The sequence below is a fragment of the Bradyrhizobium yuanmingense genome, assembly GCF_029167105.1.
In the GTDB taxonomy this organism is placed as follows: Bacteria; Pseudomonadota; Alphaproteobacteria; order Rhizobiales; family Xanthobacteraceae; genus Bradyrhizobium; species Bradyrhizobium yuanmingense_A.
Window position 1 is genome coordinate 69,470 of the sequence record NZ_JARFML010000022.1, and the last position, 18,328, is coordinate 87,797.

Genomic DNA, 18,328 nt, shown 5'->3' on the forward strand with positions numbered 1-18,328 from the left:
CCAATGAGGTGAAGAACTTAAGCCGTCTCGGCCATCAGCTCGCGGCCGATCAGCATGCGGCGCACCTCCGAGGTGCCTGCGCCGATCTCGTAGAGCTTGGCGTCGCGCCACAGGCGTCCGACCGGGAATTCGCTGGTGTAGCCGACACCGCCAAGCGCCTGGATCGCTTCTCCCGCCATCCAGGTCGCCTTCTCTGCGGAATAGAGGATCGCGGCGGCCGCATCCTTGCGCAAGCTGCGCGCGTGGTCGGCGCGGTCGCAGGCGCGCCCCACCGCATAGACATAAGCGCGCGTGGCCTGCCAGGTCGAATACATGTCGGCGAGCTTGCCCTGCATCAGCTGGAAATCCCCGATCGGCTGGCCGAACTGCTTGCGCTCGTGCATGTAAGGCACCACCGCGTCCATGCAGGCCGCCATGATGCCGAGCGGCCCGCCGGAGAGCACCGCGCGCTCATAGTCGAGGCCGGACATCAGGACCTTGACGCCCTCGCCCACCTTGCCGAGCACATTCTCCTCGGGGACCTCGCATTCGTCGAAGAACAGCGGATAGGTGTTGGAGCCGCGCATGCCGAGCTTGTCGAGATGCTGGCCGTGGGTGAAACCCTTGAAACCCTTCTCGATCAGGAAGGCGGTCATGCCGCGCGGGCCGGCGTCCGGATCGGTCTTGGCGTAGACCACCAGCACGTCGGCATCGCCGCCATTGGTGATCCACATCTTGGAGCCGTTGAGCACGTAGCGGTCGCCACGCTTGTCGGCGCGCAGCTTCATCGAGACGACATCGGAGCCGGCGCCGGGCTCGGACATCGCGAGCGCGCCCACATACTCACCCGAGATCAGCTTGGGCAGATAGCGCTGCCGCTGCGCATCGTTGCCGTTGCGGCGGATCTGGTTGACGCAAAGATTGGAGTGGGCGCCGTAGGACAGGGCCACGGCCGCCGAACCGCGCGAGATTTCCTCCATGGCGACGATATGGGCGAGATAGCCCATATTGGAGCCGCCATATTGCTCCGGCGCGGTCATGCCGAGCAGGCCGAGGTCGCCGAAGCGCTTCCAGAGGTCTGCGGGGAAAAGATTAGCCTTTTCGATCTCGGCGGCACGCGGGGTGATCTCCGCCTCCACGAACGAACGAACGGTGTCGCGCAGCAGGCTGATGTCTTCGCCCAGATCGAAATCGATGCTCGGGATGTTCAAGGCGAGTCCTCCGTATTTTGGGCTCCGAACCTAGCCCGGTCGCGGCCCTCTTGCAGTCGAAAAGGTTGCATTTTCCGCCAAACTTGGCGAGGATTTCCGAAAGGAATTCCGATGCCTTTTCAAGCCGCCACCGCAATTCCGCGCCGCGCCGTCACGCCCGCCGCCTTCGTCCGCGGCGTGGTCGCCGCGTACGAGCATTACGGCCGCGATCCCGCCGAAGCCTTGAGCCGGGGCCAGGTCGCGCCGGAGCTCCTGAATTCTCCTGATGGGCGTGTGACCGCGGCCCAGTTCGAGGCCCTGGCGGGCCATGCCATGCGCGAGCTCGATGACGAGGCGCTAGGCTGGTTCTCGCGCCGGCTGCCATGGGGCACCTATGGCATGCTGTGCCGAGCCTCGATCACCGCACCGACGCTGGAGGTCGCGCTCAAGCGCTGGTGCCGGCATCACCGCCTGGTCACCGAGGATGTGGTGCTCGATCTCGAGGTTGGCGAAGAGACCGCCGTCGTGTCGATCCGTCAGCTGCGTGACCTCGGGGCGTTCCGCGAATTCTGCCTCGTCACGCTGTTCCGCTATGTGCTCGGCTTCTCATGCTGGGCTGTCGATTCCCAGATCGCGCTCCGCGCGGCTGAGTTTCCTTACTCCGAGCCCGGCCACGTCTCGGTCTATCCGACTATCTTTTGCCGGAGCGTCCGCTTCGATGCGGACCGCGCGGCCATTGTCTTCGACAAGCACTATCTCTCGCTGCCGCTGAAGCGCAGCGCAGCCGATCTCGACAACATGCTCAAGGGCGCGCTCCGGCTCACCGTGCTGCCCTACCGGCGCGACCGCCTGCTGGTCGAGCGCGTCCGCCGCGTGCTGCGGGATGCGCGCGGACGGGTCCTCGGCGCCGAGGACGTCGCGCGCGAGCTCGCGCTCTCCAGCCGCACGATGCATCGCCGCCTGCGCGAGGAGTCCACCTCGCTGCGCGATCTCAAGGAGGAGGCGAAATTCGAGCTCGCCAAACAGGAGCTGATGCGCGGCCGCACGCCGATCAAGCGCATCGCCGAGATCGCCGGCTTCCGCAACGAGAAGAGCTTTTCGCGGGCCTTTCGGACCTGGACCGGCACCTCCCCGCGCGAGTTTCGGGGCCGGTATCGCTGAGGCGCTTTCCCTGAAATTCAGATTTGGTCGTGGGATATTCGAAGCCCTACCCAGCCGGCTCCGCCACCGCGACCTCCTGCAGCGGCAGCGGCACGTCCTTGGCAACCCCGAGCACTGGGAAGCTGCGGACGTTCTTCACATTGGGCATCGCGGCGAAATGCAAGAGCTGCTGGCGCATGCTCTCGACACTCGGCGCCACGCATTTGAGCAGATAGTCGGTGTCGCCGGAAATCCGCCAGCATTGCTGGATGCGCGGGATCGCGGCGATCGAGCTCTCGAACGCCTCCAGCACCGGCTGGGCCTGGCTGCCAAGCTGGATCGAGACGAACGACACCACCTCGTAGCCGAGCAGCCGCTCGTCGATCACGGCGCGCACCGCCCGGATCACGCCGCGGCTGAACAGCGATTTCAGCCGCCGCAGGCAGTTCGGCGCGGACACGCCGACGCGCAGCGCCAGCTCGTTGTTGCGAACCCGCCCATCCTGCTGCAGCTCGGATAGGATTTTCAGATCGACGCCGTCGAGCCGGTCACGGCCCGCCATACCCCACCTCGCCATGGTCGTGTCATGCGAGGCAGCGAAGCATAGGGCGGAATTGATGCCAAGGGCGATTCGAGGCCAGGATTTGCTTCGGCCAGGGCTCTGCAGACTCTTCAGGACCGATCGCGCAGCCCCGAGTCCAGGATCGTAAGGCTTAACCGCTCGCCGAAGCGCTTGCGTCGAATTTTGGCCAGCCCGCGCTCCACACAATAGCTGGCTACGGGCGACAGCCTGCGGTCGATCCTCATGAGGCCGCTGTGTGCGCCCCGACGCTCGGCATTGAGCCAGCGCAAAAAGTCCATCGCCCGCGCATGCTTCTTTCGCTTGTCTCTGCTCATGGGGCGCTCCCGGACAGGTACTTGCCGCCCCTCAATGCGTCCAGGGCTCGCCGCGGCGGAACGAGAAATTGTCGGCATAGGCAACCGGCCGGCGGATCGACTCCTTGGGCTCGATCACCTGATAGGCGATACCCTTGCGCTCGCAATAGGCGATCGCCTCTTCCTTGCTGTGGAAGCGCAGCGTAATTTGTTGCTTCATGTCGGCCGACGACGTCCAGCCCATCAGCGGCTCGACCGACCGCGGCTGCTCCGGCTCGTAATCGAGCTGCCATTCCCTGGTCTTGGACCGGCCGGATTGCATCGCGTTCTTGGCGGGCTTGAAAATGCGTGCGGTCATGACTGGTCCGGGCCTCTTGGTCTTTCCGTTCGATCTCGATGCGTCACGGTGGCAGTTGGTGGAAATCTCGGGGATAGTATAGAGAAACCGGTTGGAAACTGATCCTGATTCCGGCTCCGGCGCCCCTCGCCAACGGTATAGTCATTATGCTGCACCGTGACAATTGCGTACCCGCGTTTCATCCTGGGACCCTGTTTGCCGGCCCGGTTTCGTCGATCTCCGCGCTTCCGTCCTCTTTGAAAGCTCCCGACGCATGGCCTTCCTGAACGTCAGCGCCACGCTTCCCGACAAGGGTCGCGACCTCCGGCTCGACCTGTTTCGCGGCGTCGCGAACTGGGCGATCTTTCTCGACCATATCCCCGACAACGTCGTGAACTGGATCACGACCCGCAACTACGGCTTTTCCGACGCGGCCGACCTGTTCGTCTTCATCTCCGGCTACACCGCCTCCTTCGTCTATGCACGGATGATGCTGGACCGCGGCTTCATCGTCGGCGCCACGCGGCTGACCAAGCGGGTCTGGCAGCTCTATGTCGCCCACATCATCCTGTTCGTGATCTACATCGCCTCGATCAGCTATCTCGCGCTGCGCTTCGGCGATTCCGAGATGATCAACGAGTTCAACGTCGCCGGCCTCGTCGACAACGCCACCGAGACGCTGCGCCAGGGCCTGTTCCTGCGCTTCAAGCCGCTCAATCTCGACGTGCTGCCGCTCTACATCGTGCTGATGGGCCTGTTTCCGCCGGTGCTGTGGTTCATGCTGCGCAAACCCGATTTGACGATGATCCTGTCGATCGTGCTGTGGCTCGTCGCGCGCCATAACGGCTGGAACCTGACCGCCTATCCGGCCGGCCAGTGGTACTTCAACCCCTATTGCTGGCAGGTGCTGTTCGTGTTCGGCGCCTGGTGCTCCATGGGCGGCGCGCGGCGCTCGGCAGCGCTGATCAACTCGCCTGTTACGCTGTGGGTCTGCCTCGGTTATCTCCTGTTTGCGCTGGTCATGACCATGGCCGGCCGTTTCCCCACCTTCGGCGGCATGTTCCCGGAATGGCTGTTCTCGGCCTTCAACCCCAATGACAAGACCAACCTCGCACCGTATCGCTTCCTCCACTTCGTGGTGATCGTGATCCTGGTGATCCGCTTCGTGCCGAAGGAGTGGCCGGGGCTGGAGTGGAAGGTGTTCGACCCCTTGATCGTCTGTGGCCAGCAGTCGCTCGCCGTGTTCTGCGTCGGCGTGTTCCTGTCCTTCGTCGGTCATTTCGAGCTGTCGATGAGCTCAGGGTCGCTGCTCGCGCAGATCTTCGTCAGTGTCGCCGGCATCGCGATCATGACGACCGTGGCTTATTACATCTCGTGGTCGAAGAAGCAGGACAAGCCGCTGAAGCCGCCGCCGGCCAAGCCGGCTGCGGAAGCGAAGGCGGCCTGAGAGAGGCGGCAGTTAAAGCGCGATGCTCGGGATGAATCGTCATCGCACTTTAGGTTATTGCTTGAGCATGATCTTTTCGGAAAACCGCTTCACACTTTTCCGGATCATGCTCTAGGCCGCCTCTTCGCCGTCGAACTCGGTGAACTTCTTGTAGATCCAGTCACGGCCGTCGTGGCGACGCCAAACCTTGCCGAGTACGAACTGCCCGTTGATGGAGCGACGCGGTACGATCACCGTCCAGAGGTGCCAGATCTCGGTCCAGTTCGACTGCGGACCGACGGTCCCGATGTTGCGGTCAATAGCCATGGCAGAACTCGCTGGCGCAGAACTTAGGCTGATCCGCGCGCCGCGACGAACAGTCATCTGTGGTGGCACAGAGTGGACAGCCCATCGCGAGCCGGGACCGACCTGATAGCAGCCAGCCAAACGGCCGCAACAGCCGCTCGCCTTTAACCTTGCCGATCAACCTTACTTCTTGGGATGGAGCGACGCGTTTGGTTGAAAGCTTGCGGCGATTTTTCTAGAATGCCCGTGATTTGAGAACGAGCGCGCCGTTTCGGCGCAGGGTGATTTTAAGACTGAACTTTGCAGACGATCGGACGTTTGGAAGCAAGTAGATTGCTGGGGGGACGACAATGATGAAATTGCAATGTGCGCGTCTGCGCCTCGCGTTGCGCGTGATCCCGCCCGCGCCAATCGTGAGCACGACCTCGCAACGGCCGCCCCAAGCCGCCAACGACAATCAGATGGCCTGGCCGTACGTGCCATTTCCGCCCGGCTGGTACGCTTCGAACTGACGAGCGCGGCCGGCAAAAACGCAACACCGCGCAAGCGGAATATTCATCGCTTGGCGGCGTCCGTTACACATTGGGCGCTGAAATCCCCAACACGGATTTGTCTATCGCGACGGGCGAAGGTTCGATGAGGCTTTGCTGATTTCCAAGGCGAAGCGGAGGCCGGACGCGTGGATGCCTGGCCATTGCCGGTTGGATGCTGACCTCTAGGCCAGCGCCGCCCGGGACTGGTCGGGGCAGCTGGATTCGAACCAACGACCTGCAGTACCCAAAACTGCCGCGCTACCAGGCTGCGCTATACCCCGAATGTCCGGCGAGCCCCGTCGATACACGCTTCCCGGAGCGCCAGCAAGCTTTCCAAAGCCGCCGGCCCTGAGCCCCAATCGGCCCTGCCCGCCCTATTTGCCGCCGAACAGGGGGTGGCCGACGCGGTCACCGGGGCGGATGCCGTACTTCTGCGCCGTCCCCGCCACCACCTCCAGCACGGCCCGCGCGGGTCCCCGGGAGGAGATGATCTTCGTCGACAACGGCTCGGTATTCTCCGCAATGCGCAGGATGCGGCCATCGGCGCGGATGAAGATCATGTCGAGCGACACATAAGTGTTCTTCATCCACATCGAGATTTCCTGCTCGGGATTGAAGTCGAACAGCATGCCTTTGCCGTCGGCCAATTCCTTGCGATACATCAGGCCGGTCTCCTTCTCCTCCGCGGTCGTTGCCATCTCGACGGAGAAGACCTGCACGCCGTTCTTGGTGACGATCTCAAGCGGCTGGAAGCTGGCGGCGTCGGCCGGCGCCCCGGCGACGGCCCATCCGGCGAGGACGAGGATGGCGACCAGCCAGCCCCTCAGAGCGGACCAGGCGGCCTTTCGATCAGAAGTCATGGGGGCTCTCGTAGCGTGGGACTTCAATCAGTCCTTACGCGGCGACCGCCGGAAAAGGAAGGGGCGCGCCGGCCTTGCAGCGCGCCTCTGCTCACGATTGCGGGAATTCATATCGTCAGTGCGACTGCAATCCGGGCGATCCGGTCTCGGGATGGATCTCGGCCGCCATCATGCCCTTGGAGCCGGGCCCGAAGCGGACCAGGACATACTGGCCCGGCCTCAGCTCAGTCATGCCGAAGCGGCGCAGGGTCTCCATGTGCACGAAGATGTCGGGGGTGCCCTCGCCGCAGGTCAGGAAGCCGAAGCCGCGCAGCCGGTTGAACCATTTGACCTGGGCCCGTTCCAATCCGCTGGTTGGGGTGACCGTGACATGGGTGCGCGGCGGCAGCATCTGCGCCGGGTGGATCGCGGTCGACTCGTCCATCGAGACGACGCGGAAGGCCTGGTAGCCCTTGGCGCGCTGGATGCACTCGACGACGATTCGGGCGCCCTCATAAGCGGTCTGGAAGCCGTCGCGCCTAAGCACGGTAACGTGCAGGAGCACGTCGGGCCAGCCGTTGTCGGGAACGATGAAGCCGTAACCTTTGGAGGCGTCGAACCATTTGATGACGCCGGTGACCTCGACGAGGTTGGCGCTGGCTTCGCCCAATCCGGTGAACGGACTGAGTGCACTGTCTCGGCCGGCGCTGCCATGCTCGCCCGGCGTCATGCGCCCTGGCGAGGTGCCCTGTCCGGGAACTCCAAGCTTCTTGGACTCAAATCCGTCCGACGACCCCATAACCCCGGACCCCACACTGCCATGCAACCCGCCACATTGGCGGCGCTCGAATCACGCGTCTTAAGAGAATGTTCTCGATTCGACGCGACGCGACGCGAATCTTTCGACTCAAAAGATAACACTCCCGGTTGCGACGCATAGACAAAAAAGAGATTCGCCGGAACCTATGAACAGCTTGCACAGCCGCGAATCAAATTGATGCCTCAATTACCGACAAAGGGCCCGAGCGTCTCGCCGATGTCGTGGCGGATGACGAGGTCGGCGATGTCGTCCTGCTCAGTCGGCTCGCGATTGATGATCACGAGACGTGCACCGGCGCGCTTGGCCATCATCGGAAAGCCGGCCGCCGGCCAGACCACCAGCGAGGAACCGATCGCGATGAAGAGATCGCAGGCCTGCGACAGCGCTGTCGCGCGCTGCATCTCCTCGTCCGGCATCATCTGCCCGAAGGAAATCGTGGCGGTCTTCACCGGCTCGTCGCAGGCGGTACAGTTGGGCGCGGCGCCATCGCCGTCGAAACGGCGCCTCACCCAGTCGAGCGGATAGTCCTGCCCGCAGCCGATGCAGCGCGCATAAGTGGTATTTCCGTGAAGTTCAATCACGTGCTCCGGCGCAAAGCCGGAGGCTTGGTGCAGATTGTCGATGTTCTGGGTGATGACGGCGGGAACCTTGCCGGCGCGGTAGAGCGATGCCAGCGCCCGATGGCCGCGACCGGGCTTCGCTGCGGCGAAGACCTCCTCCATCGCAAAGCGGCGGCGCCAGGATTCGTCCCGCGCTGACTGGCTCGCGACGAACTCGTCGAACGGGATCGGACGGTTGCGCGTCCAAATTCCGCCCGGCGAGCGGAAGTCAGGAATGCCGCATTCGGTCGAGATGCCGGCGCCGGTGAACGGGACGATGGTCCTGGCTTCGGCGATCATGTCGCCGAGCCGTTCGATACCGCTCTGCAGGTCCGATGCGATCAATCGCGCCTCCCGAATAGTTTGGCCTGACAGCAACATGCACAAGCGGCAAGATTGTTGACGCTCTTATCAAGCGCCAACGCAATGCGCTCGGCAATTTCTTCCGACCTTCGCATATCACAATCCTGCAATGCCTCCTCCCCATTGACGCCCCATTCGGAAGTGCCAATGGATGTGTTGACGCGACTCAACGTGATTGCGGCGGCAGTGCTTGAGTTCGGATGTGCACATACTCAGGTGTAGAGGGGATTTGACATGACCGAAGACGAACAACGCAAAGAGCGCGAACGCGAAGAAATCGCTGCCCGTGTCGCCGCCTTCCGTGCCACGCAGGAAAAGTTCAAGCGCGAGCGCGAGGAATATTTCGTGGCGACGCTGGAGAATGCCCGCAAGGTCGAGCGGCCCTCGCTCTGGCCGTAGGCATCATCGCGCCGGCAGGCGCGAAAACGTGCGAGTGAAACAAGACCTGCGAATGAAAAAAGCCCGGAGCACCGCTCCGGGCTTTTCGCTATCGCCGACTACCAATGACGGTAGTGGTGGTGACGGTAGTATGGCCCGCCGTAATAGGCGTACGGACCCGGTCCGTAATAGGCGGGACCGTCGTAATAGCGGTAGCGGGGACCGTAATAGCCATAGGGCTGGGATGCTGCGACCGCGCCCGCGGTGATTGCGCCGGCGGCAAGGCCGAACGCGAGGCCCGGACCGATGCCGCCACGGCCGCGCGCCTCGGCCGGCGCGGGCGCCGCGACCGTGGTCACACCGACCGCCGCGATGGTGGCCAGAACTGCCAGTGTCTTCTTCATGCTTGTCCTCCTTCGCGTGTCGCGGGGACAACGGCGAGCACCTGCGATGGTTGCGCGTCGCGCGGGAACCGAACGCCGTCAAAAATATCGATGCAGCGGGAACGAAATCGCCCGCGGCGGATTGATGTTCCAAGTGCGGGAGCCTCTGCCATCCGGGTTGAGGCGATAGCACGAAGACCCCGTCAGCATCTCCGCGGTGCTGGCGGGGTTTTCAGTTTCACGGGAGCAGATGGCAGCAGACCATGACGGTTGCCAGCGGGGACGACGATCATGGAGGAGAGTTTGCCCTTATCCGCTTTGCTGGCCCGTATCCGCAAATTGGTTCCCAAATCCGAGGATGAGCATTACGACGAGATCGTCCGCAGCTTCGGTGTCGGCACGCTGCGCCCGCCGCCGACGCCGATGAGCGACCGCGAGCTGGCGCAGGCCATCGCCGAGTTCCTCAAGGAGCAGCCGTCGGGCGAATCCGTCGCGAGCCTCGGCCGCCGCCTCGACCCGTCCACCCGGCTCTGAGTTTCTTCGCGGGAGTATGGAACCAGGAATGCCCGCGGACGTTGAGCCCGTTCCCTGCTGAGCGGAGAGAAAGAGATATGCCCGCCTGGCTCGAAGTCTTGCTCAACCTGTCCGGCTATGCCGGCTTCGTGGCGCTCGCCTCGCGCGGCGCGGGATGCCCGCAGGCGCGGGCCGATGACCGCCGTTGCGGCGAGGAGCGTTAATTGGCGCGCGCGGCTTGGCCTGCCGTGCGGACCAGCCGGTCGGCCTTGACCGCAACGCGCGTGTCCTCGGCCTGCGGCCGCAGCGAGAAGCTGATCACGAAGAAAGCGAGACAGAACAGCGTGCCGACGACGGCAACGCGCCGGTAGGTGTGCCGGTCGCCTTGGAAAAAGGACGGAGCTGAAAAAGGCATCATGGCAAATTGCTGCTTGGGCAAATCGTTTCTGGCAAAGGCGTTTCTGGCAAAGGCGTTTCTTGCTTGTCTTTGCCGGACACCTACCCCAAGGCGCAGCAAGCGCAATGCGATTGAGCTTTTAACCTAACCGAATAGGGTTATCGGCATCGGCATAAGCTATCGTTAGCCAGACGCATCCGGCACCTTCGCGGCGAGAGCGGCGCAAGAACGCCCGGCTTTGTTCCAGCTTCGACTCCGTTTCGTTCGCGAAGAACGAATCGGAGTCGCAAGAATGCGCAGAGAGCAACTCCTAACGATTGATGAAAGAGCACGCTCACACCGTCGACGCGGCAGGACCCTTCTTCGATAAGTCCCTTCTTCGACAAGTCCCTTCTGCAACAAGACTCTTCTTCAACAAAACTTCGAGAAGACTCTTCGCCGGCAAGCAACGCGGCGACAGATCAAGCGCGAACCTTCAGAGCGGACCGCGCTTGCGCGTTGCCGCGTGGCGTCGACAAAGTCAGGCCGCCCGCTTCGGCTTGTCCTTCGAGAAGCATTCGAGGATCTGGATGCGCAGCTCCTCCGCCGCAGGGCCCTCGACCTTTCTGAGCTCGTTCCAGAGCCTGATCACTTCGCGCTGTTTTTCGACGGTCATGAGTCACCTCCATCAAGGCGCCTCACTAGAACAAAATAAGAACAACAAGTCCAGCCCCGGACCTAGAATTTTGTCGGCGGCGGCATTGAACCTTTTCGGCGCGCCAAGCACCTATGGAAGCTGGGGATTTCAGCGCCCAGTTACACGGCAGCGCCGCCTGACGAACATACTCCGTCGTGGCGGCGCTGTTGCTTTTTGCGATTTCAACTTTAGGTTAAAGCCATGGCTGTCGGCCAGGCGCTGAAATCCCAACGCCGTCAGCCAGAAAAGCCTCGCGCGAAAGCGCGGGGCTTTTTCTTGTGAAGCGGATGAGGATGGTGAGGGAACGCGGCTCGTCGTTCAGGACGAAGCGAGTACCGCGTGCTGTTTACCCTGATGGTCGTCTTGATGTTCGGGCATCGCGATGGCCGAGCACCACCTGGTCCTCGGCCGTTGATTGCTGCGCCGGCGCGTCAATGAGCCCACCGCACCGACATCGCCGGCACGTCAGACGGCGTCCTTGGCCACCTTCAGCGGCGAGGCCTTGACCGACTTGCTGGCGGGCTTCGCCGCAAACTGCATCGGCTCCTTGGTGAAGGGATTGATGCCCATGCGGGCTTCGGTCGCCGGCTTGTTCACGACCGACATCTTGACGAAGCCGGGAATGACGAACTCGCCGGACTCGTTGAGCTCTTTGTAGCCGACCGTCGCCATGTACTCGATCACCGACTTCACGTCGTTCTTCGAAAGCTGCGTGCCCTCGGCAATTGCATCGATCAATTGGGTCTTCGTCATCTTCGCCATGGTCTGAATTCCTTTGAATGGGTGCGCGGAGCAATTCTGCTGCTGGGGACGCGGCCGGACCCGCGAGTGCGCGCTGCTGATTCATGCCAGAAGTCATGAAGCGACCGGGCTTAGACCCTATCGAGGCCGAAAACGCAAGCACGGGCTCCGCAAGGTTCCCGACTTCCTGTGCAAGACGTTGCAGGACCTGCAATTTTCAGGACCTGCATTTTTCAGGACTTGCAATTTTCTCGAACCTTTCAGAGCACCGCGGCTGCTATAAGCCGGGAAAGGTATCTGATGGGGTTCTGATGAAGGTCGCTATCGTCATCGCCGGTTTGATCGTGGTCGCTGTCGCAGCCATCGTCGCGATCCAGCCGGGCTTCCTGAAGCCGGCGTCCTTGGCCCTCGTGAAAAAGTCCGACATCTTCGGCTTCTCGCCCGGGATGACATTCGACGAGGTCAACAAGCTCGTCGCTCAACGCCACTATCTCTGCCGGCCGGACCGGGGTCCGTACACGCTCGCATGCGAGATCAACGGCGCCAAGGTCGCCGTTGACGGCGACGAGACCGACCCCAGGCATCCGATCTGGCGCGTCAATGCGACGCTGAACAATCCAGGATCGCAGGAAGCTGCCGTCAAATCCATCTCCGACCAGTTCAACGCCGCGGCCATCAAGGACCGGGAAGGCTGGATCTGGATCGTCGGTCGCGGTTTCAAGCTGAGCTATGATGGCGCCAGCCTGACTCTCGTCGACGAGGCCGCCGAGGCCAGGCTTCGCAAGGGGGACGCCAAGCGCTAAAGCATGATCCGGAAAAGTGCGAAGCGGTTTTCCGGAAAGATCATGCGCAAACAATAACCTAAAGCGCGATGACGATTCATCCAAATTTCATCGCGCTTTAGATCGGATCGCGCTTCCTCGCGTTCGTGAAACTTGTGGCTCGGCGATCCGTTGTTGACGCTTCAGTAACCTAACGCGACCAAGCTTCAGTCAGGTTGGTTGCGTTGGAGTATCCTCAAAGTGCTGGATTTTAACGAGCTGCGTGAACTCGCGGCGGATGTTCGTATTTTCGTCGATGTCGCCGAAGACAAGGCCGAGGCGCTGAGAGCCGTGATCGCGGCCTACGACGTGGTGCTGGCGATCTTCCCGGTCGATGACGGCATGGGCCTCCACGTCATCAAGGGCAAGGCGATCCTGGACCAGATTGCGACGTCGCGGACACATGCGATGTACAGCCACACGGCGATCGCGGTTCCGGATCTCGCCCATGCCGAAGCGCTCAAGTTCCTGACGGCGCCGGTCGAACACCGAATTGCGGCCTGAGCATCGTTCAGCCGCTCCGCTCGCGTAGAGCGGCGCGGCGACATGAGCAGCTTTGTCCGGGCGTGCAGGCTCAAGCGGTTCGCCGCTTCCGTCGCAGGCCGATGCGCGTGCCCGGAAGATTGATGCCAAGCTCGATCGCGCGCGACCTGATCGATGCAATGGGGCGCTTCAGCTTCACGATCATCAGCGTCAGGCTCTTGCCGGTTTCACACATGGATCGAAGCAGCCGGTCGTCGTCTTCCGACCAGCGTTCGTGGTTGTAGGTGCGGGCAGCCATCGACGTTTGCCTCTGAGGCCAATGAGGCGGGACCTTAAGCGGGAGAATGTCAAAGGACCCAGCTTCGCCTGTTCTGAGCGCGGCGGCTGGGTGTCAGTTGAGGGGCGGCTTGTTACGCTGCCGCCTGATGCAGAGATAGTTTTCCGGCGTCGATTTTCAACCGACTTACGGATTTGTAATTGGCCCGCCGCGAGCGCATCCACGTTGCAGCGAAGCGGCGCACTTTCGTTTGAACCTTCTTGCCGCTCGCGCGTCTTACAGTTGAAGCGTCCCTAAGCTTCACCTCGACAGAGAACCCCGCTCCTGAAAAGGGCGGGGTTTTCGCTTTGGCGCTGCATCAGCTCGCCCGGGATTTCAAGCGCTCTTTGCCGTTGACCCGGCGGCCGTCCGGACGCAATTTTTGCGACGGGCAGGGTTTTGAGGAGCCGTGATGCCGAGAACCCTTGTGGAATTCAGAGCGCAGAACCTTCGTTTGCTCGAGCGGCTTTGTCCCGACGACCCGCGATACATCGCGGCCTGGCTGAAGCAGTTCGACGAGCAGAACGGGATCACACCAAAAGCCGGTCCGAAGTCGGGCAAGCGCCGCGCCAGGCCTTCGCCGCGAAGCAAGACCGCTTCGGCGGAACGCATGAGGTCAGCGCCCTCCTCCTCGGTCTCACCGCGCTGATCGGCAACGATAGCCGCGCAGTCCCGAGAGCCGCTCGGGCGCTCACGGAATGTCCGCGGCCTTCCGGTTGTCCCCGATCGAAACCGGCTTGTTGAGGAAATACTCGCGGTTGCCCGTCGCCGCTTCCGCGTACTGGTCGATGGCGACGATGATGGCCTGGACGTGGGCATAGCACCACCCTTCCCGCGTCGCTCTGCGGCGGACGTCCTCGAGCGCGGTCAGGAAGGGCGACAGGTCTCGCTCGTCGTCGAACCATCGCCTGCTCACCATGTCCTCCCGCCGAGCACCCTGCCCTTGGTCTGGCGCGGCTCTGCCGCCTTCAGCGCGTCGCGTTCCGCGCACAGGCTCTCGACCTTCGCCTGCATCCGCGACAGCAGCGCTTCGGCCGAGGCCGTGCCGATCCCCGCCCGCTGCAGCTGGAGGATCTCCTTCCTCTGCCTGCCCATCTGGATGCGCATCCGCTCGATCTCGCGCCTGAGAAAGTCCAGGTCCGGCATTGTTCCGCCTCGCAAATTCTAGAGATGGCCCATGAGAACAAAAACGGAACGAAGAGTCGAGTCCGACGTTCTACGGAAAACGGAATAGGAGATGTGCGATGGCCGACAACACAAGGAAGGACCCGAAGGACTGGGTTTCCGGCGACGACCCGATGACCGGAGCCCAGGAATCCTACCTCAAGACCCTCGCCGAGCAGGCGCACGAGAGCCCGCCCGCGGACGAGCTGACCAAGGCCGAGGCCTCGGAGCTGATCGACAAGATGCGGCAAAAGGCCGGGCTGGACGAGTGAGCCGTCCGATTGCGGGAACCCGGCTCCGTGCGTATGCAAACGAAATTGGGAATCGAGAATGCCTTATTTCGTTTGTGCCCGCGACGGAGCGGGCCAGATCATCTTGAAGAGAGACACAAGGGAAGCGGCCGAGAAGAAAGCCGCCGAGCTCCGCGACCTCGGCTATTTCGAAGTCGAGATCGTTGCGAAGGGCGACGAGGAGACCGCGTGAGGAAGCATCGCGATAGAGAAAACCATTTGGCGCCGACGCCTCATGCTTCCCTCAGCACCTTGAAGGCGCTGAGAATGACGAAAGCACCCAGACCGTAGGTCAGTGCATTCACGACCCACGAAATGGCGATGCCGAGGACGGCGGATCCTCCGACCGCTCCCCGGAAAAAATACGCTGCGCTGATGCCCGGCCACTCCAGCCAAAGAAACGCGAAGTCGGTCAGCGGCTCCAGAACGAGGAGCACCGTCGAGATGAGCGCCCCCACGGCCAACGCGATGACGAGATGTGTCCTCAGCCAGGGCATCAAAGACCCAGCAGGTCAGCGATAACAGGAATGAGGAAGAAAGCGGCGATCCCGAGCAGCCCGCCCACGACAAAGCGTGCCGCGCGGCCGTGAATCTTCGTATCGAGCCACGCACACGTGGCGACCACAGCCTGTCTCAGCCAGTTGCCCACGAGGGTTCTGACGAGATCGAACAGGAGTTCTGCAACGAGTGCGGCCATGGCGTTTGGTCGGCGCGACCTCTGGCGGGGTTCAAGTGCAGGTGGCAATGACGAGAGCGGCTGGAAGCCTGCGCCGCTGGACTGCACCTCCCGAATAACACAAGGTAGTTCAGTGTCGGTGCAGCAGATCGGCCGGCGGCCGGCGTGAGTTAAGTGCACCGCAAAAAATCAGAAAGCGGCAGGGAGCAACGATGCAGCGAAAAAGAAATGTGGCGCTTGATGATGCGATGGCTTGCCTGTGTCTAGTAGCGGCCATCATGGTCATTGCGATCGCGCCGACAAGCGCCGACAATTCGGCCAACATACCACCTGCGCTCAGATGCGCTGACTTGACCGGCTGGAAGATGCCGGGAACGACGGCAACGATCACCAAGGCCGAGCTGGTGCCGGAGGCGCCGCCGGGGACCGTGCAGCCGTCGCCGCCGGCGCCGGCCACCGTATCGGTGGCGCTACCGCCGAACTGCCGCGCGGATGGCGTGATCGATCAGCGCGTGGGCGTCGAGGGCAAGTCATACGCGATCGGCTTTGCCGTTGCCCTGCCCGATCGCTGGAACGGCCGGTTTTTGTTTCAGGGCGGCGGCGGTTTGAACGGCTCGATCCGCCCGCCGCTGGGTTACCACGCGGCCGGCGAGGTGCCGGCGCTGGCGCGCGGCTTTGCCGTGGTCTCGACCGATAGCGGTCATCAAGGCGCGGTGTTCGATGCCTCGTTCCTGAAGGACCAGGAAGCCGCGCTCAACTTCGCCAATTCATCCGTCGGCAAGGTGACGATTGCCGCCAAGGCGATCGTCGCGCATTACTACGGCCAGCCCGCAAAGCGTTCCTATTTCACGGGGTGCTCGACCGGGGGCCGCGAAGGCATGCTGGCGTCGGCGCGCTATCCCGAACAATTCGACGGCATCGTCGCCGGCGCGCCTGCGATGCGCACCGGCAATTCCAATATCGGTCTTGCCTGGGCCAACGCTGCCTTCAGCCAGATCGCGCCGAAAGATGCTTCCGGCAAGCCGGACCCCGCCAGGACATTTTCCGCAGGCGAGCGGAAGCTGATCACGAACGCGATCCTCGATGCCTGCGACGCCAAGGACGGCGTCAAGGACGGCCTGATCTTCGACAGCAAGGCCTGTCAATTCGATCCCGCGGTCCTCACCTGCAAGGGCGACAAGACGGATGACAAGACGGATTTCTGCCTGGCGCCGCCGCAGGTCGATGCCTTGAAGAAGGCTTTTGCCGGGCCGAAGAATTCACGCGGCACGCAGGTCTACCCGCCGTTCCCGTGGGACAGCGGCGTGGCCGCCGAAGGCGTTGCCATTCCCGGCATCCTGACAACAGGCGCGCGCAGTCCGGTCGGACCGCCTGTTTGGGAAAACATCAACGTCGATCAGCTCGAAGACCGGGTCAATGCGAGCGGGATGGATCGCCTCACCAACACCGCCTACTGGACCAATCTTTCGAGCTACTTCGGCCATGGCGGCAAGCTGCTGTTTTACCACGGTGTGAGCGATCCCTGGTTCTCGGCGCAAGACACCGTGAATTACTACGAGCGCATGGCAGCCGATTCCGGCGGCATGGAATTGGTGCGGGAGAAATCGAGCCGGGCCTTCCTGGTGCCCGGCATGGGTCACTGCTCGAGCGGCGCAGCGCTCGATCGTTTCGATCTCCTCACCGCGGTCGTGAACTGGGTGGAAGACGGCAAGGCGCCCGATGCGGTGGTCGCATCGGGACCCGCCTTTCCCGGCCGCACTCGGCCGCTTTGCGCCTATCCGCAACACGCGCAGTACAAGGGCCAAGGCGATCCGGAGAGCGCAGAGAGCTTTGAGTGCAAGTAGGGAATATTTGCAGCTCGTAGGATGGGTAGAGCGAAGCGAAACCCATCGAGAGCCTTGTTGCGTGACGAAAATGATGGGTTTCGCAAGTGCTCTACCCATCCTACGAGCTGTCACCGTATTCTCGAGCGGTGGCCTGAGAACGACGCTTACCCCCAATACAGATAATGCCGATTTTGTTTAGCGGATTCCCAACGTCGTCCCCGCCCACGGGCCTGCTTTCTTTAGCGACATCAATTGCTTAATTGGCAGGATAAGGCATTAAAGACTAAATCCTGTGCGGGTGCTTACAAGCCGAAGAATTACAAATTAAGAATGTGCGCAACTGTAATATCGATCCACGTGGTTGAACCATGGCCCCCACTTTTACAAACACCCAGGACTTCTTTTTCAGTACACCTCTCTATGCCCCGCAGGAGATCGACTACGATACAGCGAACAGCATCTTCCGAAGCGGCCATCGAGTGGATGGATGGTGCAAGGGCTGCGGGCGGGAAAGCACCTTTATCTACTCGCCTACAAGTCATAGCGATCTAAACTCTACGGCAGACCATAAGCCTCATTTCAGCGGTACCGTGTACCTCAAGTGCGTTCGTGACGAGAACTACCACGTTGCTATTTTTCACATCCGCTTAGTGGCGGGAGTCCTTCAGAAAATAGGGCAGTACCCGTCATTTGCCGACATATCCCAGGACCAGAGCAAGACATACGCGAAGCTCCTCGGGTCATACGCCTCCGAATTCCACAAGGCGATCGGCCTTGCGGCTCACGGCGTCGGGATCGGCTCGTTCGTCTACATGCGGCGGATCTTTGAAAAGCTTATTCAGGACCGTTTCGATGAATTCAAGGACGCCGAGAAATGGTCCGAGAAGGAATTCAGGGAAATGCGGATGGCCGAGCGCGTCCAGCACCTCAAGGATCACCTTCCCGACTTCCTCGTCCGAAATACCAAGCTCTATTCCATCATGAGCCGTGGCATCCATGAGTTGGACGAGGAGACCTGCCTCTCCGCCTTCAACCTCATCAAAGGTGCCACAATAATCATCCTGGAGGAGGATCAGAAAAAGAAGGAGGAGCTTGCACGGCAGGCAGCCTTCGAGAAGGAGATTGCTGCCTTTGACGCCCCAAAACCAGTCGGCCAAACGTCGCTTGCCGATTTGGGCGTCCTATATGTCCAAACCGGAGAGGATGCGAAGTGATGACCCGCGTTATTGCATGCTTCCGGTGACGGTGTTGGACTG

The 18,328-nt window shown here is 62.0% G+C and carries 28 protein-coding genes and 1 tRNA gene; 11 read left to right on the forward strand and 18 right to left on the reverse strand.

The features are described from left to right. Positions 1–17 precede the first annotated feature (17 nt). Complete coding sequence (locus P0R31_RS26035) at positions 18–1,190, reverse strand: isovaleryl-CoA dehydrogenase (protein ID WP_275517179.1); 1,173 nt, start codon at positions 1,188–1,190, stop codon at positions 18–20. Between the two features lie 111 nt (positions 1,191–1,301). Here P0R31_RS26035 and P0R31_RS26040 point away from each other — a divergent pair, with 111 nt between their 5' ends. Then, positions 1,302–2,330 (forward strand): AraC family transcriptional regulator, encoded by a 1,029-nt coding sequence (locus tag P0R31_RS26040; protein ID WP_275517180.1) that lies wholly within the window; start codon positions 1,302–1,304, stop codon positions 2,328–2,330. 46 nt (positions 2,331–2,376) lie between these two features. On the opposite strand, the gene P0R31_RS26045 is transcribed toward P0R31_RS26040, so the two are convergent. The 3 genes from P0R31_RS26045 to P0R31_RS26055 form a co-directional block, all read right to left on the reverse strand. Beyond that, positions 2,377–2,871, reverse strand: a complete 495-nt coding sequence (locus tag P0R31_RS26045) for an Lrp/AsnC family transcriptional regulator (protein ID WP_275517182.1) — start codon at positions 2,869–2,871, stop codon at positions 2,377–2,379. A 110-nt stretch (positions 2,872–2,981) separates the two neighbouring features. Further along, positions 2,982–3,206 carry a hypothetical protein gene (locus tag P0R31_RS26050; RefSeq protein WP_275517183.1) on the reverse strand — a complete coding sequence of 75 codons (225 nt, stop codon included), beginning with the start codon at positions 3,204–3,206 and terminating at the stop codon, positions 2,982–2,984. A 31-nt stretch (positions 3,207–3,237) separates the two neighbouring features. Next, complete coding sequence (locus P0R31_RS26055) at positions 3,238–3,543, reverse strand: ETC complex I subunit (RefSeq protein ID WP_024337795.1); 306 nt, start codon at positions 3,541–3,543, stop codon at positions 3,238–3,240. 253 nt (positions 3,544–3,796) lie between these two features. On the opposite strand from P0R31_RS26055, the gene P0R31_RS26060 reads away from it, so the two are divergent. Continuing rightward, the gene (locus P0R31_RS26060) at positions 3,797–4,969 is read left to right on the forward strand and encodes an OpgC domain-containing protein (RefSeq protein ID WP_157284240.1); all 1,173 of its coding nucleotides are present in this window, start codon (positions 3,797–3,799) and stop codon (positions 4,967–4,969) included. A 111-nt stretch (positions 4,970–5,080) separates the two neighbouring features. On the opposite strand, the gene P0R31_RS26065 is transcribed toward P0R31_RS26060, so the two are convergent. The 5 genes from P0R31_RS26065 to P0R31_RS26085 all read right to left on the reverse strand — a co-directional run bounded on the left by P0R31_RS26065 (position 5,081) and on the right by P0R31_RS26085 (position 8,390). Further along, positions 5,081–5,275, reverse strand: a complete 195-nt coding sequence (locus P0R31_RS26065) for a hypothetical protein (RefSeq protein WP_275517185.1) — start codon at positions 5,273–5,275, stop codon at positions 5,081–5,083. A 716-nt stretch (positions 5,276–5,991) separates the two neighbouring features. Beyond that, positions 5,992–6,068 (reverse strand) — tRNA-Pro (locus P0R31_RS26070). 93 nt (positions 6,069–6,161) lie between these two features. After that, positions 6,162–6,647: a DUF192 domain-containing protein gene (locus P0R31_RS26075; protein WP_275517187.1), complete on the reverse strand. Its 486-nt coding sequence runs from the start codon at positions 6,645–6,647 to the stop codon at positions 6,162–6,164. Between the two features lie 115 nt (positions 6,648–6,762). Then, a complete protein-coding gene (locus P0R31_RS26080; protein WP_430516863.1) occupies positions 6,763–7,356 on the reverse strand; it encodes a cold-shock protein in 594 nt (197 codons plus the stop codon). A gap of 272 nt (positions 7,357–7,628) precedes the next feature. Continuing rightward, positions 7,629–8,390, reverse strand: coding sequence for an SIR2 family NAD-dependent protein deacylase (locus P0R31_RS26085; RefSeq protein WP_275517189.1), 762 nt, complete (start codon positions 8,388–8,390; stop codon positions 7,629–7,631). Positions 8,391–8,642: 252 nt separating this feature from the next. Here P0R31_RS26085 and P0R31_RS26090 point away from each other — a divergent pair, with 252 nt between their 5' ends. After that, complete coding sequence (locus P0R31_RS26090) at positions 8,643–8,807, forward strand: hypothetical protein (protein WP_167361660.1); 165 nt, start codon at positions 8,643–8,645, stop codon at positions 8,805–8,807. A gap of 98 nt (positions 8,808–8,905) precedes the next feature. On the opposite strand, the gene P0R31_RS26095 is transcribed toward P0R31_RS26090, so the two are convergent. After that, positions 8,906–9,190 carry a hypothetical protein gene (locus P0R31_RS26095; protein WP_275517191.1) on the reverse strand — a complete coding sequence of 95 codons (285 nt, stop codon included), beginning with the start codon at positions 9,188–9,190 and terminating at the stop codon, positions 8,906–8,908. Positions 9,191–9,460: 270 nt separating this feature from the next. Here P0R31_RS26095 and P0R31_RS26100 point away from each other — a divergent pair, with 270 nt between their 5' ends. Together P0R31_RS26100 and P0R31_RS26105 are read left to right on the forward strand one after the other, a co-directional pair. Further along, positions 9,461–9,703 carry a hypothetical protein gene (locus tag P0R31_RS26100; protein WP_275517192.1) on the forward strand — a complete coding sequence of 81 codons (243 nt, stop codon included), beginning with the start codon at positions 9,461–9,463 and terminating at the stop codon, positions 9,701–9,703. A 77-nt stretch (positions 9,704–9,780) separates the two neighbouring features. Then, the gene (locus P0R31_RS26105; RefSeq protein WP_275517193.1) at positions 9,781–9,906 is read left to right on the forward strand and encodes a hypothetical protein; all 126 of its coding nucleotides are present in this window, start codon (positions 9,781–9,783) and stop codon (positions 9,904–9,906) included. On the opposite strand, the gene P0R31_RS26110 is transcribed toward P0R31_RS26105, so the two are convergent. From P0R31_RS26110 to P0R31_RS26120, 3 genes are all read right to left on the reverse strand, one after another. Then, positions 9,903–10,100, reverse strand: coding sequence for a hypothetical protein (locus tag P0R31_RS26110; protein ID WP_275517194.1), 198 nt, complete (start codon positions 10,098–10,100; stop codon positions 9,903–9,905). The two genes, P0R31_RS26105 and P0R31_RS26110, sit on opposite strands and share 4 nt — an antisense overlap. A 499-nt stretch (positions 10,101–10,599) precedes the next feature. Continuing rightward, positions 10,600–10,734, reverse strand: coding sequence for a hypothetical protein (locus P0R31_RS26115; RefSeq protein WP_275517196.1), 135 nt, complete (start codon positions 10,732–10,734; stop codon positions 10,600–10,602). A gap of 486 nt (positions 10,735–11,220) precedes the next feature. Continuing rightward, entirely contained in the window at positions 11,221–11,517 is a 297-nt protein-coding gene (locus P0R31_RS26120; RefSeq protein ID WP_008558895.1) for an HU family DNA-binding protein, read from the reverse strand. Between the two features lie 290 nt (positions 11,518–11,807). Here P0R31_RS26120 and P0R31_RS26125 point away from each other — a divergent pair, with 290 nt between their 5' ends. Beyond that, positions 11,808–12,299, forward strand: coding sequence for a hypothetical protein (locus P0R31_RS26125; protein ID WP_275517197.1), 492 nt, complete (start codon positions 11,808–11,810; stop codon positions 12,297–12,299). 219 nt (positions 12,300–12,518) lie between these two features. Next, positions 12,519–12,821, forward strand: a complete 303-nt coding sequence (locus tag P0R31_RS26130; RefSeq protein WP_275517198.1) for a hypothetical protein — start codon at positions 12,519–12,521, stop codon at positions 12,819–12,821. Positions 12,822–12,891: 70 nt separating this feature from the next. On the opposite strand, the gene P0R31_RS26135 is transcribed toward P0R31_RS26130, so the two are convergent. The 3 genes from P0R31_RS26135 to P0R31_RS26145 all read right to left on the reverse strand — a co-directional run bounded on the left by P0R31_RS26135 (position 12,892) and on the right by P0R31_RS26145 (position 14,262). After that, the gene (locus tag P0R31_RS26135) at positions 12,892–13,098 is read right to left on the reverse strand and encodes a hypothetical protein (RefSeq protein WP_036022978.1); all 207 of its coding nucleotides are present in this window, start codon (positions 13,096–13,098) and stop codon (positions 12,892–12,894) included. Between the two features lie 709 nt (positions 13,099–13,807). After that, positions 13,808–14,032 (reverse strand): hypothetical protein, encoded by a 225-nt coding sequence (locus P0R31_RS26140; RefSeq protein ID WP_085974320.1) that lies wholly within the window; start codon positions 14,030–14,032, stop codon positions 13,808–13,810. After that, positions 14,029–14,262: a hypothetical protein gene (locus tag P0R31_RS26145; RefSeq protein WP_275517199.1), complete on the reverse strand. Its 234-nt coding sequence runs from the start codon at positions 14,260–14,262 to the stop codon at positions 14,029–14,031. The genes P0R31_RS26140 and P0R31_RS26145 overlap by 4 nt, the downstream gene beginning before the upstream one ends. A gap of 98 nt (positions 14,263–14,360) precedes the next feature. Between P0R31_RS26145 and P0R31_RS26150 the strand changes: the two genes are divergently transcribed. Further along, the gene (locus P0R31_RS26150; protein ID WP_036033379.1) at positions 14,361–14,552 is read left to right on the forward strand and encodes a DUF3072 domain-containing protein; all 192 of its coding nucleotides are present in this window, start codon (positions 14,361–14,363) and stop codon (positions 14,550–14,552) included. Positions 14,553–14,610: 58 nt separating this feature from the next. Continuing rightward, entirely contained in the window at positions 14,611–14,763 is a 153-nt protein-coding gene (locus P0R31_RS26155) for a hypothetical protein (RefSeq protein ID WP_157284221.1), read from the forward strand. A gap of 40 nt (positions 14,764–14,803) precedes the next feature. On the opposite strand, the gene P0R31_RS26160 is transcribed toward P0R31_RS26155, so the two are convergent. Together P0R31_RS26160 and P0R31_RS26165 are read right to left on the reverse strand one after the other, a co-directional pair. Continuing rightward, positions 14,804–15,067, reverse strand: a complete 264-nt coding sequence (locus P0R31_RS26160) for a hypothetical protein (protein WP_275517201.1) — start codon at positions 15,065–15,067, stop codon at positions 14,804–14,806. Continuing rightward, a complete protein-coding gene (locus P0R31_RS26165) occupies positions 15,067–15,267 on the reverse strand; it encodes a hypothetical protein (RefSeq protein WP_275517203.1) in 201 nt (66 codons plus the stop codon). The genes P0R31_RS26160 and P0R31_RS26165 overlap by 1 nt, the downstream gene beginning before the upstream one ends. A 344-nt stretch (positions 15,268–15,611) precedes the next feature. On the opposite strand from P0R31_RS26165, the gene P0R31_RS26170 reads away from it, so the two are divergent. Together P0R31_RS26170 and P0R31_RS26175 are read left to right on the forward strand one after the other, a co-directional pair. After that, complete coding sequence (locus P0R31_RS26170) at positions 15,612–17,090, forward strand: tannase/feruloyl esterase family alpha/beta hydrolase (RefSeq protein WP_430516864.1); 1,479 nt, start codon at positions 15,612–15,614, stop codon at positions 17,088–17,090. Between the two features lie 350 nt (positions 17,091–17,440). Then, on the forward strand, positions 17,441–18,286 hold the full coding sequence (locus tag P0R31_RS26175; protein ID WP_275517206.1) for a hypothetical protein: 846 nt from the start codon (positions 17,441–17,443) through the stop codon (positions 18,284–18,286). Positions 18,287–18,328 lie beyond the last annotated feature (42 nt).

What these genes read in the sequence shown, in the direction of transcription:
- P0R31_RS26040 (WP_275517180.1), top strand. Translation starts at nt 1,302, where the DNA reads ATGCCTTTTCAAGCCGCCACCGCAATTCCGCGCCGCGCCGTCACGCCC.
- P0R31_RS26045 (WP_275517182.1), bottom strand. Translation starts at nt 2,871, where the DNA reads ATGGCGGGCCGTGACCGGCTCGACGGCGTCGATCTGAAAATCCTATCC.
- P0R31_RS26050 (WP_275517183.1), bottom strand. Translation starts at nt 3,206, where the DNA reads ATGAGCAGAGACAAGCGAAAGAAGCATGCGCGGGCGATGGACTTTTTG.
- P0R31_RS26055 (WP_024337795.1), bottom strand. Translation starts at nt 3,543, where the DNA reads ATGACCGCACGCATTTTCAAGCCCGCCAAGAACGCGATGCAATCCGGC.
- P0R31_RS26060 (WP_157284240.1), top strand. Translation starts at nt 3,797, where the DNA reads ATGGCCTTCCTGAACGTCAGCGCCACGCTTCCCGACAAGGGTCGCGAC.
- P0R31_RS26065 (WP_275517185.1), bottom strand. Translation starts at nt 5,275, where the DNA reads ATGGCTATTGACCGCAACATCGGGACCGTCGGTCCGCAGTCGAACTGG.
- P0R31_RS26075 (WP_275517187.1), bottom strand. Translation starts at nt 6,647, where the DNA reads ATGACTTCTGATCGAAAGGCCGCCTGGTCCGCTCTGAGGGGCTGGCTG.
- P0R31_RS26080 (WP_430516863.1), bottom strand. Translation starts at nt 7,356, where the DNA reads ATGACGCCGGGCGAGCATGGCAGCGCCGGCCGAGACAGTGCACTCAGT.
- P0R31_RS26090 (WP_167361660.1), top strand. Translation starts at nt 8,643, where the DNA reads ATGACCGAAGACGAACAACGCAAAGAGCGCGAACGCGAAGAAATCGCT.
- P0R31_RS26095 (WP_275517191.1), bottom strand. Translation starts at nt 9,190, where the DNA reads ATGAAGAAGACACTGGCAGTTCTGGCCACCATCGCGGCGGTCGGTGTG.
- P0R31_RS26100 (WP_275517192.1), top strand. Translation starts at nt 9,461, where the DNA reads ATGGAGGAGAGTTTGCCCTTATCCGCTTTGCTGGCCCGTATCCGCAAA.
- P0R31_RS26105 (WP_275517193.1), top strand. Translation starts at nt 9,781, where the DNA reads ATGCCCGCCTGGCTCGAAGTCTTGCTCAACCTGTCCGGCTATGCCGGC.
- P0R31_RS26110 (WP_275517194.1), bottom strand. Translation starts at nt 10,100, where the DNA reads ATGATGCCTTTTTCAGCTCCGTCCTTTTTCCAAGGCGACCGGCACACC.
- P0R31_RS26115 (WP_275517196.1), bottom strand. Translation starts at nt 10,734, where the DNA reads ATGACCGTCGAAAAACAGCGCGAAGTGATCAGGCTCTGGAACGAGCTC.
- P0R31_RS26120 (WP_008558895.1), bottom strand. Translation starts at nt 11,517, where the DNA reads ATGGCGAAGATGACGAAGACCCAATTGATCGATGCAATTGCCGAGGGC.
- P0R31_RS26125 (WP_275517197.1), top strand. Translation starts at nt 11,808, where the DNA reads ATGAAGGTCGCTATCGTCATCGCCGGTTTGATCGTGGTCGCTGTCGCA.
- P0R31_RS26135 (WP_036022978.1), bottom strand. Translation starts at nt 13,098, where the DNA reads ATGGCTGCCCGCACCTACAACCACGAACGCTGGTCGGAAGACGACGAC.
- P0R31_RS26145 (WP_275517199.1), bottom strand. Translation starts at nt 14,262, where the DNA reads ATGCCGGACCTGGACTTTCTCAGGCGCGAGATCGAGCGGATGCGCATC.
- P0R31_RS26150 (WP_036033379.1), top strand. Translation starts at nt 14,361, where the DNA reads ATGGCCGACAACACAAGGAAGGACCCGAAGGACTGGGTTTCCGGCGAC.
- P0R31_RS26155 (WP_157284221.1), top strand. Translation starts at nt 14,611, where the DNA reads ATGCCTTATTTCGTTTGTGCCCGCGACGGAGCGGGCCAGATCATCTTG.
- P0R31_RS26160 (WP_275517201.1), bottom strand. Translation starts at nt 15,067, where the DNA reads ATGCCCTGGCTGAGGACACATCTCGTCATCGCGTTGGCCGTGGGGGCG.
- P0R31_RS26165 (WP_275517203.1), bottom strand. Translation starts at nt 15,267, where the DNA reads ATGGCCGCACTCGTTGCAGAACTCCTGTTCGATCTCGTCAGAACCCTC.
- P0R31_RS26170 (WP_430516864.1), top strand. Translation starts at nt 15,612, where the DNA reads ATGCCGGGAACGACGGCAACGATCACCAAGGCCGAGCTGGTGCCGGAG.
- P0R31_RS26175 (WP_275517206.1), top strand. Translation starts at nt 17,441, where the DNA reads ATGGCCCCCACTTTTACAAACACCCAGGACTTCTTTTTCAGTACACCT.